The 13,192-nt window shown below is 65.3% G+C and carries 15 protein-coding genes; 12 read left to right on the top strand and 3 right to left on the bottom strand.

Translation table 11 applies throughout. The annotated features are described in order from the left end of the window. Positions 1–65 precede the first annotated feature (65 nt). The 8 genes from VFJ08_RS04070 to VFJ08_RS04035 all read left to right on the top strand — a co-directional run bounded on the left by VFJ08_RS04070 (position 66) and on the right by VFJ08_RS04035 (position 7,466). A complete protein-coding gene (locus VFJ08_RS04070) occupies positions 66–896 on the top strand; it encodes a CheR family methyltransferase (RefSeq protein WP_349256949.1) in 831 nt (276 codons plus the stop codon). Next, complete coding sequence (locus tag VFJ08_RS04065; protein WP_324995439.1) at positions 893–1,513, top strand: chemotaxis protein CheD; 621 nt, start codon at positions 893–895, stop codon at positions 1,511–1,513. Before VFJ08_RS04070 ends, VFJ08_RS04065 begins: the two co-directional genes overlap by 4 nt. Further along, positions 1,510–2,562, top strand: coding sequence for a chemotaxis response regulator protein-glutamate methylesterase (locus tag VFJ08_RS04060; protein ID WP_324995437.1), 1,053 nt, complete (start codon positions 1,510–1,512; stop codon positions 2,560–2,562). The genes VFJ08_RS04065 and VFJ08_RS04060 overlap by 4 nt, the downstream gene beginning before the upstream one ends. Positions 2,563–2,611: 49 nt before the next feature. Then, positions 2,612–3,001, top strand: a complete 390-nt coding sequence (cheY, locus tag VFJ08_RS04055; RefSeq protein ID WP_324995435.1) for a chemotaxis response regulator CheY — start codon at positions 2,612–2,614, stop codon at positions 2,999–3,001. 22 nt (positions 3,002–3,023) lie between these two features. Next, positions 3,024–3,683 (top strand): protein phosphatase CheZ, encoded by a 660-nt coding sequence (gene cheZ / locus VFJ08_RS04050; protein ID WP_324995433.1) that lies wholly within the window; start codon positions 3,024–3,026, stop codon positions 3,681–3,683. Positions 3,684–3,796: 113 nt separating this feature from the next. Beyond that, positions 3,797–4,948: a flagellar biosynthesis protein FlhB gene (flhB, locus tag VFJ08_RS04045; RefSeq protein ID WP_324995431.1), complete on the top strand. Its 1,152-nt coding sequence runs from the start codon at positions 3,797–3,799 to the stop codon at positions 4,946–4,948. Continuing rightward, entirely contained in the window at positions 4,945–7,032 is a 2,088-nt protein-coding gene (gene flhA, locus VFJ08_RS04040; RefSeq protein WP_324995429.1) for a flagellar biosynthesis protein FlhA, read from the top strand. Before flhB ends, flhA begins: the two co-directional genes overlap by 4 nt. 32 nt (positions 7,033–7,064) lie before the next feature. Then, entirely contained in the window at positions 7,065–7,466 is a 402-nt protein-coding gene (locus VFJ08_RS04035; RefSeq protein ID WP_324995427.1) for a flagellar protein FlhE, read from the top strand. A gap of 175 nt (positions 7,467–7,641) precedes the next feature. Here the strand turns inward: VFJ08_RS04035 and VFJ08_RS04030 are convergent, their stop codons facing one another. The 3 genes from VFJ08_RS04030 to flgA form a co-directional block, all read right to left on the bottom strand. Continuing rightward, positions 7,642–8,106, bottom strand: a complete 465-nt coding sequence (locus VFJ08_RS04030; RefSeq protein WP_324995425.1) for a flagellar protein FlgN — start codon at positions 8,104–8,106, stop codon at positions 7,642–7,644. A 112-nt stretch (positions 8,107–8,218) separates the two neighbouring features. Beyond that, positions 8,219–8,515, bottom strand: coding sequence for a flagellar biosynthesis anti-sigma factor FlgM (gene flgM / locus VFJ08_RS04025; RefSeq protein WP_324995423.1), 297 nt, complete (start codon positions 8,513–8,515; stop codon positions 8,219–8,221). Positions 8,516–9,024: 509 nt separating this feature from the next. Next, the gene (gene flgA / locus VFJ08_RS04020; protein WP_324995421.1) at positions 9,025–9,732 is read right to left on the bottom strand and encodes a flagellar basal body P-ring formation chaperone FlgA; all 708 of its coding nucleotides are present in this window, start codon (positions 9,730–9,732) and stop codon (positions 9,025–9,027) included. A 131-nt stretch (positions 9,733–9,863) separates the two neighbouring features. Between flgA and flgB the strand changes: the two genes are divergently transcribed. The 4 genes from flgB (at position 9,864) to VFJ08_RS04000 (ending at position 13,036) form a co-directional block, all read left to right on the top strand. Then, a complete protein-coding gene (flgB, locus tag VFJ08_RS04015; protein ID WP_324995419.1) occupies positions 9,864–10,304 on the top strand; it encodes a flagellar basal body rod protein FlgB in 441 nt (146 codons plus the stop codon). A gap of 39 nt (positions 10,305–10,343) precedes the next feature. After that, positions 10,344–10,748 (top strand): flagellar basal body rod protein FlgC, encoded by a 405-nt coding sequence (gene flgC / locus VFJ08_RS04010; protein ID WP_324995417.1) that lies wholly within the window; start codon positions 10,344–10,346, stop codon positions 10,746–10,748. 13 nt (positions 10,749–10,761) lie between these two features. Then, positions 10,762–11,457, top strand: a complete 696-nt coding sequence (locus tag VFJ08_RS04005) for a flagellar hook assembly protein FlgD (RefSeq protein WP_324995415.1) — start codon at positions 10,762–10,764, stop codon at positions 11,455–11,457. A gap of 118 nt (positions 11,458–11,575) precedes the next feature. Next, positions 11,576–13,036 carry a flagellar hook protein FlgE gene (locus VFJ08_RS04000; RefSeq protein ID WP_324995413.1) on the top strand — a complete coding sequence of 487 codons (1,461 nt, stop codon included), beginning with the start codon at positions 11,576–11,578 and terminating at the stop codon, positions 13,034–13,036. The last annotated feature ends 156 nt before the right edge of the window (positions 13,037–13,192 follow it).

Genomic DNA, 13,192 nt, shown 5'->3' with positions numbered 1-13,192 from the left:
GTATCTTGAACCCGATCGGAGCCGAAGGCGTGTCAGCCATTCTCGAACCTTGCGAACCCGTGATCATGGCACCGCCGGTGCGGGATCTGGTTTTCGAAGATGCCGACTTTGCGCGGCTGCGGCGCCTGATCGGCGAACGCGCCGGAATCGCGTTGTCCGAACGCAAGCGCGAGATGGCCTACAGCCGGCTCGCCAAACGCGTGCGGCTGGCCGGCGTGCGACGTTTCGCCGATTATCTCGATCCACTGGAGGCCGACGCGGCGCATCCCGAGTGGGAGCATTTCACCAACGCGTTGACCACCAATCTCACCTCGTTCTTCCGTGAGAGCCATCATTTTCCGCTGCTGGCCGAGCATGTGGCCCACCGCCCCGGGCCGATCTCGGTCTGGTGCTGCGCCGCATCGACCGGCGAGGAGCCCTGGTCGATCGCCATCACCCTGGCCGAAGCGCTGGGGCCCGCCGCCGAACGCGCCGAAATCGTGGCCACCGATATCGATACCCGGGCCTTGACCGACGCCCGCGCCGCCATCTATCCCCTGGCGGCGGTCGAAAAGCTCAGCGAGGCTCGGCGCAAGCAGTTCTTTCTCCGCGGCACCGGCGCGCGCGCCGGATTGGCGCGCGTGGCGCCGGCCTTGCGTTCGCGGGTGCGCTTCGCGCCGCTCAACCTGGCGGCCGAGCGTTGGCCGGTCGACGGTCCATTCGACGCCATCTTCTGTCGCAACCTGATGATATATTTCGACAAGACCACCCAGCAGCGGGTGCTGCATCGCTTTGCCGGGCTGATCAAGCCCGACGGGCTATTGTTCGCCGGCCACTCCGAGAACTTCAGCTATTTCGACAATCCCTTCGTGCTGCGCAGCCAGACCGTCTATCAGCTTCGCGGAGGCCGGAGATGAGCGCGGTGGTCGCCGCGGCCCGGTGGTGCGCCGATCCAGCGTTCGCCAGCCGTCGCTATGTCGATATGCATGGCGAAGTGCACATCAAGATCCTGCCCAAGGAATACTACGTCACCGATCAGCCCTTCTTGCTGACCACGGTGCTGGGTTCCTGCGTGGCGGCCTGCCTGCGTGACGCGGCGGCCGGCGTCGCCGGGATGAACCATTTCATGTTGCCGGAACTGGCCGGCGCCGAGACTTGGCGCGGCCAGAGCATGACGTACGGCGGCTATGCGATGAACCGGCTGATCGAGGCGCTGCTCGCCCATGGCGCGCGCCGTGAGCGGCTCGAGGCCAAGGTCTTCGGCGGCGCCAACGTGCTGGCCGATATGCGGATCGCCCGCATCGGCGAGGCGAACGCGGCCTTCGTGCATGATGATCTCGCGCGCCGGCGTATTCCGATCGTGGCCGAGGATCTGGGCGGCGGCTGGCCGCGCCAACTCCAGTACGCCGCCGGCACCGGACGGGCGCGCGTGCGGCGCCTGCGTGTGGTCGAATCCGCGCTGGCCGAGCGCGAGCGCCGACTGGCCGCAACCGTTACACCGGGCGCGCCGGTGGTGGCGGGCGGTTTAGCATGAACGCGCCGATCAAGGTGCTGGCGGTCGACGACTCGGCGCTGATGCGCCAGTTGCTTACCGCTATTGTTGATGCCACCCCGGATATGGAAATGGTCGCGACCGCGCCCGATCCCTATATCGCGCGCGAGTTGATCAAGCGGCACGACCCGGACGTGCTCACGCTCGATGTCGAGATGCCGCGCATGGATGGCCTGGATTTCCTGGAAAAGCTCATGCGGTTGCGGCCGATGCCGGTCGTGATGGTCTCGTCGCTGACCGAGCGCGGCTCCCAGATCACGCTTGCCGCGCTGGAATTGGGGGCGGTGGATTTCGTAGCCAAACCCAAGGTCAATATCCGCGACGGGCTGGCCGGCTCGGCCGCCGACATCATCTGCAAGCTACGCGTGGCCGCGCGCGCCCGCCCGCGGGCGCGCTCATCCGGCGCGGTCGCGCGCTTGAGCGCGCCCGCGATTTCCAGCGAGAAGCTGATCGCGGTCGGTGCTTCCACCGGCGGCACCGAGGCGCTGCGCCGGCTTCTCGAACCGATGCCGGCCAACGCGCCGGCCATTTTGATCACCCAACACATGCCGGCCGGATTCACGACTTCGTTTGCCCGGCGGCTGGATTCGCTGTGCGCGCTCGCCGTCGCCGAAGGGTGCCACGGCGAGCGCGTGCTGCCCGGTCACGCCTATCTCGCGCCGGGCGGTGAGACGCACATGCGGCTGGCGCGCAGCGGCGCCAATTACACCATCGCGTTGGAAGCCAGCCCGCCGGTCAATCGGCATCGGCCGTCGGTGGACGTGCTGTTCCATTCGGTTGCGGCGAGCGCCGGCGCCAACGCCGTGGGTGTGCTGCTCACCGGAATGGGCGCGGACGGCGCCGACGGCATGGTCGCCATGCGCGCCGCCGGGGCGGCGACCATCGCCCAGGACCGGGCCACATCGGTGGTTTACGGCATGCCGGCCGAGGCCGTGGACCGGGGCGGCGCGACTTACCAGCTGCCGCTCGACGAAATCGGGGCGAAGGCATTGGCATTGGTGGCCGAATCCGGCAGCGCCATGCGGATTTGAGCCCTGCCGGTCCTAACGACGAACAACCGCTTATTCGAAGGAGATATTCATGGCCGATGCCGATCTGCAATTCCTGGTGGTCGACGATTTTTCGACCATGCGGCGCATCGTGCGCAACCTGCTCAAGGAATTGGGCTACCAGAACATCGAGGAAGCCGAGGATGGGGCCGAGGCGCTGAACAAGCTGGCGGGCGGTCAGATCCAGTTCGTGATTTCAGACTGGAACATGCCCAATCTCAACGGCTTGGACATGCTCAAGAAGATTCGGTCCGATGATGGGCTCAAGCATCTGCCGGTGCTGATGGTGACCGCCGAGGCGAAGAAGGAGAATATCGTCGCCGCCGCCCAGGCCGGGGCCAGCGGCTACGTGGTCAAGCCGTTTACGGCGGCTACGCTCGAAGAGAAGATGAACAAAATCTTCGAAAAGCTCGGCATGTAGACAACGGCGCCAAGGGGAAGCCATGAGCAAACATCAAAGCCCGGGCGCGGGCCCGGACAATAGCGGCGAACTCATCGACCGCATCGGTCAGCTGACACGGGCACTGCACGAAAGCATGCGCGAGCTGGGTCTGGACAAGGAAGTCGAAAAAGCGGCCGAGGCCATTCCCGACGCACGCGATCGTCTGACCTTTATCGCAGAAACGACCGAGGCCGCGGCCGAGCGGGCGCTGTCGGCGATCGAAGTGGCCCAGCCATTGCAGGAACGCCTGGCCCGCGATGCACAGTCGCTATCCGCGCGTTGGGACACGTGGTTCGACTCGCCCCTCGATCTGGCCGACGCGCGCGCGCTGGTCGCCGATACGCGCGCATATCTCGGCGAGCTGCCCGAGCACACCCGCGCGACGAATGCGCAGTTGCACGAGATCATGATGGCGCAGGACTTTCAGGATTTGACCGGCCAGGTCGTGGGCAAGCTGATCGGCGTGATCCGGCGGATCGAGAGCCAACTGGTCGAAGTGCTGGTCGCGCACATGCCCGAGGCGGCCGATTATCGCGAGCGGCGCGAGGCCGAGGGCGAGGGTGCGTTGCTCAACGGGCCGCAGATCAATGCCGCCGGCAAGCCCGATGTGGTTACCGACCAGGCCCAGGTGGACGATCTGCTCGAGGAATTGGGGTTCTAAGAGCCGGCGGCGCCCCGTATCGGTCGATAAGCGGGCATTAGCGCGCGTAATTCGGTGCCTGCCCGTGGCGGCAAGCTCCGCATAATCGCCTGGGTCAACGGGGGCACCGGGCGATGGCCGAGGATAGCGACGAGGAAAAAACCGAAGACCCGACCCCGCAACGCCTGGAAAAGGCGCGCGAGGAAGGGCAGGTCGCGCGTTCGCGCGAGCTGACCACATTCCTGTTGCTGGCCACCGCTATCGCCAGCTTGTGGCTGACTTCGGGCTGGTTCGTGGATGCGGTGCTCACGGTCGGGCGGACCGGTTTCGGCTTCGACCCCGGGGTCGCCCACGACTCGTCCCGGATGATGTCGCATATTGTCGGTCAGGTGTTTACGGTGGCCGGCGGGATCGCGCCGCTATTCGTCGTGCTGTTGGCGATGGCGCTGGTCGCGCCCAATCTGCTGGGCGGCCTGCTGATCTCGTCCAAGTCGCTGAAGCTCGACGTGAACCGGCTCAACGCGATCAAGGGGCTCGGCCGCGTGTTTTCCGCCAATGCGGCCGCCGAGTTGGTCAAGGCGATCGCCAAGTCGGTGTTGATCGGCTCGGTGGCCGCCGGTTTTATCTACGCCCATATCGGCGAACTGCTCGGCCTGGCCGGTGAGGGCATCCACCAGGCCGTGGCGCATGCCCTGCGGCTGGTGTTCTTTTGCTGTGCGCTGATGGTGCTGGTGTTTGTGGTCGTGGTGGCGATCGACGTGCCGTTCCAAATCTGGAGCCACCACAAAAAGCTGCGCATGAGCCGTAAGGAGATCAAGGACGAGCACAAGGAGAACGAGGGCGATCCGCAGATCAAGGCGCGCATCCGCGAGCAACAGCAGCGCATGGCCCGTAGCCGCATGATGGCGGCCGTGCCCGAGGCCGACGTGGTGGTTACCAATCCCAGCCATTATGCGGTCGCGCTGGCCTACGAGGGCGAGCGCATGGCCGCGCCCCGGGTCGTGGCCAAGGGCGCGGGCGAGGTCGCCGCCCGTATCCGCGAGCTGGCCGCCGAGCATCGCGTGCCGCGGCTCGCCGCGCCGCCGCTGGCCCGCGCGCTGTATCGTCATGCCGATCTGAACGCCGAGATTCCCGCCGCGCTGTACACCGCGGTGGCCGAAGTGCTGGCCTGGGTCTATCAACTCGACCGGGCGCGCCGCGACGGGGCCGCCGCACCTAAGACACCGCGCGATATCGAGGTGCCGTCGGAACTGGCGGTGCCCGCGCAACAGGATACGACGACATGAATACGCTGACCGCCTGGCTCGGCCGTACCGGGCTGGATCACGCCGGCCACTACAAGATGCTGGCCGGCCCGCTGCTGATCCTCATGATCATGGCGATGATGATCCTGCCGCTGCCGCCGTTCGTGCTGGATGTGCTGTTCACGTTCAACATCGCGCTGTCGGTGATGGTGCTGCTGGTCTCCATGTTCACCACCAAGCCGCTGGATTTCGCGGCGTTCCCGGCGGTGCTGCTGTTCGCCACGCTGTTGCGGCTGTCGCTCAACGTGGCCTCGACCCGGGTGGTGCTGATGCACGGCCACGAAGGCACGGGCGCGGCCGGCCAAGTGATCGAGTCGTTCGGTGAATTCCTGGTCGGCGGCAATCTGGCGGTGGGGCTGATCGTGTTCCTGATTTTGATCGTGATCAACTTCATGGTGATCACCAAGGGCGCCGGGCGTATCGCCGAGGTCGGCGCGCGTTTCACGCTGGACGCGCTGCCCGGCAAGCAGATGGCGATCGACGCCGATCTCAATGCCGGCCTGATCAACGAAGAGACCGCGCGCAACCGGCGCGAGGAAACCGCCATGGAGGCGGATTTCTACGGTTCGATGGACGGCGCCAGCAAATTCGTGCGCGGCGACGCGATCGCCGGCATCCTGATCATGGGCATCAATCTGATCGGCGGGCTGATCGTGGGCATCGCCCAGCACGGCATGAGCATGTCCGACGCGGCCAAGACTTATACCATCCTCACCATCGGCGACGGTCTGGTCGCGCAGGTGCCGGCACTGGTCATCTCCACCGCGGCCGGCGTCACGGTCTCGCGCGTGGCCAGCGAGCAGGACGTCGGCCAGCAGCTTATCGGCCAGTTGTTCGACAATCCCAAGGTCATGTTTCTGGCCGCCGGCGTGCTCGGCCTGCTCGGGCTGGTGCCGGGCATGCCCAACGCGGTGTTTCTGTTGTTCACCGCCATACTCGGCGGACTGGGCTGGTGGCTGTATCGCGAGGCCGCCGCGCGCGAGGTCGAGACGGCCGGCGCCGCGCCGGTCGAACGGGTCAGCGCCGAGCCCGAGGAGGCGAGCTGGGACGATGTCCAACTCATCGATCCGCTCGGCCTGGAAGTGGGTTATCGCCTGATCGGGCTGGTGGATGCCGCCCAGGACGGCGAACTGTTGCGCCGGATCAAGGGCGTGCGCAAGAAATTCGCCGGCGAGATGGGTTTCCTGCCGCCGGTGGTGCATATCCGCGACAACCTCGAGTTTCCGCCGCACGACTATCGGGTAACGCTCAACGGTGTCGAGATCGGGCGCGGCGAGGCCTTTATCGGCCAGTATCTCGCCATCGATCCGGGCGGTGCGGTCGGCACGGTCGAGGGCCGCGCCGGCCAGGACCCGGCGTTCGGTCTGCCGGCGACCTGGATCGAGGCGAGCAAGCGCGACGACGCCGAGGCACGCGGCTACACGGTCGTCGATGCCGCCACCGTGATCGCCACCCATATCAACCATCTGCTGACCACCCATGCCGCGTCCATGCTCGGCCGCACCGAGGTGAGCCAGTTGCTAGAGCGGGTGAAAAAGGATTATCCGGATCTGGTCGACGAAATCGTGCCCCAGCCGATCACGCTGGCCACGCTGACCGCGATCCTCGGCAATCTGCTGTCCGAACAGGTATCGATCCGCGACATGCGCCGGATTCTAGACACCCTGGCCGTGCACGGCGCGCATACCACCGACAGCGAAGAACTGACCGCCGCGGTACGCGTAGCGCTGGGCGCGGCGATCGTCGAATCCTGGTTCGGGGCGGCCAAGCAGATCGATGTGATCGGGCTCGACGGCCGGCTCGAACAGATGCTGACGCAGGCGCTGGCCAACGGCGGCGGGATGGAGCCCGGTCTGGCCCAAACGTTGATCGAGCAAGCTCAGCAAGCCGCGCGTGCGCAGGCCGATCGCGGGCTATCCCCGGTGCTGGTGGTCAAACATGATCTGCGGCCGCTGCTGGCGCGGTTTCTGCGCCGCAGCATCGATTCGCTGGTGGTGCTTTCGCAGAGCGAAATTCCCGACGACCGCCAGCTGCGCGTGGCGCGGCTGATCGGACAGAACGGATGAGACGCGGCGCGGCGCCTGTCTCGGCCCTCGTCTTGGCCCATGTTTTGGCCTTGGGGCTGGTCGGTGTGGCGGTCGAGGCGGCGGCGGCCGGCAGTTGGGTGGCGGATGCATCGCTGCCGGTCGTCCGGCAGCGCGGGCGGCGCTATGTTTCACCAAAACTCGCGCCGCGGCCGACCACGCCCACCGCCGGGCACGGCATCACGCGCGTGCACTGGCGCTACGGCTATAATCGGCCGGGCGATCCGCACAGAATGGCCCGCCTGTGCGCGGCCGGACGCTGCGTCGATGCGACGCGCGCGCGGGGCTGGTCCGATGCTTTTGCCGGGTTGCCCGTAACCACGCCGTTTCGTCTCGTGCTGCGGATGCCGGGCACCGGGCGCGTTACACCGGTGCTGCGCGGCGGGCACGTTCAACTGGTGGTGGATTTCGAATAGATTATATCAATCTTCATGAAGCCAGAATTCGTCCGCAAATGAACGCCAATAAACGCGAATGAAAGCGAGAAAAGCGCATACGCATGTCTTATTTGCGTGCATTTGCGTTATTTGCGGACTGTTTTGACCGGTAGGCCATTGCTTTTGCAGGTTGGTATTAGGGTGCCGGCGGCGTTCAGGCGCCGCCGCGCAGCCGGCCCGTGCCGGGTACCGAACGGTGCTGGCCGTCGGCGGCGTAGAGCGAGGTCGAGGCGTTGCGGCGCAGAAAGTTCAGCCGTGCCTCGGTATGCGAGAGCCGGGTATCGATCGCCACGCCGTTGATGGCGTTTTGATTGCGCGCCTGGGCGATGCGCGCGCTGAAGCGGGCCCAGAGTTCGCCGCAGCCCAGCGTTTGGGCGAGTTCGGCATCGGTTGCGCCGGAACCGGCGCGCGCGGCGTCGGCCAGCGCGCGCCGTTCGCGCTCCAGCACCTCCAGCGCTTCGGCATGCTGCGCCTTGGCCTCGGTAACCTCGGCCAGGGCGGCATGCGCTACCGGATGCGTGGCCAGCACGTCGCGTTCGCGCAGCAGTACATCCACGAAAGCCTGCACGGCCGCGTCCTGACGGGCCAGATGATCGGCGTATGCGGCGGCGTCGTTCATTTAATTCACCAATACCCCGCGGCTTACCGCGGGCACCTTAATAATAGGGTTTCCAAAGGGGAGAGACGTTAGCTCTCCTCTTTGGTCGACCGCGCGGTCGAAAGATATTTGATTAATCGCTGTCGCCGGCGAGTTCGCGCGCGCTGGCGATGATGCCGTCGGCGATGCGCCCGGTATCGAAGGTCAGCGTACCGTCGGCGATGCCTTGACGGATCTCGGCGACGCGTACGGTATCGATGTCCTGGCTGGCATCGCTCGTGTCGAGCCGGCTCAGCCGGGTCGATTCGGCGCCGGCGGCCGGTTGTCCGGAGCGCGCGGCATCCGGGCGCCGAACGCTCGAGGTCGATTCGGTACTCTGACCGGTGCTAACGCGATGAATACTGTTGTTGCGAGTCGGGTCTATGGGCACGGCGGTTTCCTCGGCCGCAAGGCCAGTCGGTATGTGACTGGTGATGATAACGGCTGCGTGGAACGAGACTTTAGGGCCTGTTGCCGCTTCATACGACGCCGCGCCGGCGGCCATTTTGTCGCAAGACAAGGCGCAGCGGGCGTACGGTAGTCATTCTACCGTAGCGCGCTGCAACGCAGGATTGCGCCAAAATGGCCCCGGCCCTTCGGGTTGCGGCCCCAAATCGCGCCATCCGGCGTTGCAGAGCTTGACCGCAGAATGACTGCGGCCGGCGCTCTGCGTCTTGGCTGACACGATTTGGGGTCGCAACGCGGGGCCGTATGAAACGGCAACAGGCCCTGATCCAAGCTCGAATCGATGTCGCTCAGAGGGTGTTTACAAAACGTAGCGAGCGCCGCCAGTTTGGACACGCCCGGAGTGTAGAAAGCGCAGCGTATAAATAATACGTGAGCATTTTGAGCGCCGGACGGGGCCGAAATGGCAAGCGCAGTAGTTTTGTAGGCACCCTCTCAAGGCGAAACGAGGACTACGCCGGGCCCGTTCGGCGTGCCCGAGACGACCGTGCCGTTCGAAGTGCGTACGCGAACGTGGCCGCCCGCGGCGGCGTTGTCCAGCGCCTCGCCGTGCGTGCTGATCGAAAAGCCCGGGCCCTTGGAGACGACCTTCACGCTTTCGCCGCGCGAGATCACGTCGGGGGCTTCGAGCATATTCGACACGATGGTCTGCGACTCGCTGATCCGCCGACGGGCCTGCTGGCCGACGATGGCGTTCTCGCCGCCGGGCAGGCGATCGAGATTGCGGGTGATGTCACCCGCGCGCGCATCCAGATCGCCCGCGGTCAGGGTTTCGCCCGAGTTGATGTCGTGATTGGCCACATAATAGCGCCCGTAGACGCGCACGTCGGCCTGCAGGTAGCGCGTCGCGGGTGAATCGCCCGGGCAGCGCACGCCCACGGTGATCCGGCCGGTCGTGCGGGGCGCGCGTCCGGGCAGAAAAGGCCGCGGATCGTGGCAGGCCGGCATGCGCGTGGTGGGCGTGTTCACGGTCACGCTGATGTGATCGCCGACGCCGGCGTTTTCCGCGCGCAGAAAATCCCGCACCTGCGCCGATAGCGCGTCGCCGCCTGCCTGGGCGGTTAAACAGACGCACAGGCCCAGGACCAGGGCCGCAAGCCCGGCGCCCGTTCGCGCGTGTGCGTTACCACGTTTGATCGACATGACGGGAGTCTAGGGCGTTGCGCCGGGGCGGCCATTGCCGAATTAGCGCGCAAACCGGGGGGCTTATCGCGCGATTGACACGCGGCGGGAGCACTTACAGTAAACCCCGTCGTACGCATGAGGGGCACGCGATGATCGACCGTCTCACCGAGTCGCTGAATTTCTACAGCCAGGCGCTGAACCTGCGCGCCGAGCGCCAGAAGGTTCTGGCCTCGAATATCGCCAACAGCGACACGCCGGGCTACAAGGCACGCGATTTCGATTTCGCTTCGGCGCTGCACGCCGCGGTCGATGGCCAGCACGCGGCGACCCAGGGTGGTCTCCAGGGCGGTCTGCCGCTGGCGACCACCGAGCCCGGGCATATCGCCGGGCGCGGCCCGGCATCGCCGGCCGCCGGCGGCATCGATCTCGCCTATCGCAACCCGATGCAGCCGAGCCTGGACGGCAACACGGTCGACATGAACGTCGAGCGCGTCCAGTTCATGGACAACGCGGTGCACTACCGCGCCGACCTGCAGATTCTCGGCAGCCAGATCAAGGGCCTGAAGTCGGCGATGGAGCCGCCGCGCTGATCGCATCGGCCAATCGACCAGCCACCGAAGGGGGATTACATGGCAGTCAACAGCATTTTCGGCATCGCCGGTTCGGCGCTGACCGCGCAGTCCGCGCGGATGAACGTCGCCGCCAGCAACATGGCCAATGCCAACAGCGTGGCCGGGCCGGACGGCCAGCCGTATCGCGGCAAGGAAGTTCAGTTTCAGCTGCTCGCCGCGCCGGGCTCCGAGATCGGCGGCGTGGCGGTCACGGGCGTGACCGAGAATCCGGCGCCGTTTCGTCGGGAATACCGCCCGGACAGCCCGCTGGCCGATGACCAGGGCTACGTGAAGATGCCCAACGTCAATCCGACCGACGAGATGGTCAACATGATCTCGGCGGCGCGTTCCTATGAAGCGAACATCAACGTGCTCAACACCGCCAAGAATCTAGCGTTGCGCACGCTGACGCTCGGCGAATAAGAGACTTTAGGTCATGGTAACCGCTTCCTCGAATTCCGTTTCCGCCCAGGCCAAAGTTCAGGCCAAAGTTCAGGCCAATGCCCAGAACTCGGGCGCGGCCGTCGGCCGAACCCAGCAGTTGAGCGAGCGTTTTCTGACCCTGCTGGTCGCGCAGATGAAGAATCAGAGCCCGCTCAATCCGACCGACAATTCGCAGATCACCTCGCAGATCGCACAGATCAACACGGTGGCCGGGATCAACGATCTCAACGCCACGTTGAGTCAGATCACCGGCCAGATCGACACCTCGCAACAACTGGCGGCCAGCGCGCTTATCGGACACAAGGTGCTGGTGCCCGGCCGCGCGGTGAAAGTCGGCGACGACGGCACCGCCACCCCGTTCGGCGTCGACTTGCCGGCGGATGCCGCCAAGATGAGCATCACGATCACCGACGATGCCGGCAACGTGGTGCACAAGTCCGAATACAAAAATCAGCCCGCCGGCGTGCAGTCGTTCGCCTGGGACGGCCACGACGCCAGCGATGTTCAGGTCGATGCCGGCAAATACCAGGTCAATATCTCGGCCACCGATGCCGAGGGCAACAGCATCGATGCGCGGGTCCTGACCACCGGCTATGTCGACGGCGTGGTCGCCGGCGGTTCAGGGCCGCAGCTCGATCTCGGGCCGGGCGGTCTGGTCGATTTGGACAACGTTTATCAAATTTTGTAAAGGAATTTTATAAATCCGGCGTGAAAAGCGGTCCGAAACGGCCGTTGTTCGCGCCATTGAAAACCACGGACGCGCCGGATACTAAAGCGGTCCGAGTCATACTACGAGGGGTGGAGAAATGGGTTTTACACAGGGAGTCAGCGGCCTGAAGGCCGCCGCGGCCGATCTCGACAACATCGGCAACAATATCGCCAATTCGCAGACCATCGGTTATAAGTCGGCGAGCACGCAGTTCGCCGATATCTATGCCAGCGCGCGCACCGGCCTGGGCGTATCGGTGGCCGGCACGACGCAGGATTTTTCCACCGGCTCGTTGAACAACACCGGCCGCGATCTGGATGTGGCGATCGACGGCGGCGGCTTCTTCCGCCTGGCAGACAACGGCGTCACCGAGTACTCGCGCGACGGCCAGTTCCAGCAGACCAAGAGCGGCACCCTGGCCAACAGCAGCGGCGCGCTGCTAACCGGCTATAACGTCTCCAACTTCAACGATCCGAACGCGGCCGCGACGGTCAACGCCGGCGGCACGCCGCAGGTGATCCAACTGCCGGCTGAAGGATTGAGCGCGCGGGCGACTCGGCAGGCGTCGCTGGCCGCCGCACTGGACGCCGGTTCCTCGATCAAGTCGGGTAATGACTTCAATGTCAACGACGCGAGCACTTACGATTGGTCGACCCCCAACACGGTCTACGACTCGCTCGGCAACGCCCATAGCGTGAATATGTATTTCACCAAGACCGGCGAAAATCAGTGGCAGGTCAATGGCGAGATGCCGCTGGGCTCGGAGGCCAACGTGGCCACTTCGCTCGGCGAGACCCCGCCCAACGGCGGCTTCAGTCTGAATCTGGCCGACTTCGCCGATGCCGACGGCAATATGCCGAACCAGGCCGCCAGCGGCACATACACCTACACCGCGAACGGTACCACCTATACCGCCCGCGTCACCGGGGCGAGCGACGATGACGGCGACGGCACGTTCACCGGCGGCAGCGTCAGCTATACCCAGGGCCTGCCCGAAACCACGCTGAATTTCGACAGCTCGGGTAATCTCGTAACCGCGACCACGGCGAATAAGCCCGATAATCTCAGCAATTCCCAGGTCGCCTACACGCTCAACGCCCAAAACGGTTCCGCGCCGATCACTTTCGACTTCGATTTCGCCGGCTCGACCCAGACCGCGCAGTCGTTCTCGGCCGGCAACCCGTCCCAGGACGGCTATGCCTCGGGCGCGCTGACCGGCATCACCATTCAGGACAACGGCATGGTCACCGGCAGCTACGACAACGGCCAGACGTTGAACCTGGCCCAGATCGCGCTGGCGAGCTTCCGCAACGAAAACGGCCTGCAGCCGGTTAGCGGCAACGCCTGGATCGAAACCGCCGTGTCCGGCCAGCCGGCGCTGGGCACGGCCGGCAGTGGGCAGTTCGGCGATCTGCGCGGCGGCACGCTGGAAGCATCCAACGTCAATCTGTCGCAGGAGCTGGTCGACATGATCGTGTCGCAGCGCACCTACCAAGCCAACGCCCAGACCATCAAGACCCAGGACCAGATCCTGCAGACCGCGGTCAACCTGCGTTGATCAAGGCCGTTGCATTATTAAGCCGGCATCAAAATAGATGAACGACCATCGGCTTAATAAAGCGGACCGCGCAAGCGGGCCGCCGCGGCGTCAAGCCGCGAAGCCTTGTCAAATCCAGGCCGGACATGCGCCGGCCTGGATTTGGCGAGGCGTTGA

Origin of the sequence: Salinisphaera sp., assembly GCF_035690525.1 — a bacterium.
GTDB lineage: Bacteria > Pseudomonadota > Gammaproteobacteria > Nevskiales > Salinisphaeraceae > Salinisphaera.
This window is presented reverse-complemented; position numbering and strand designations above follow the sequence as displayed.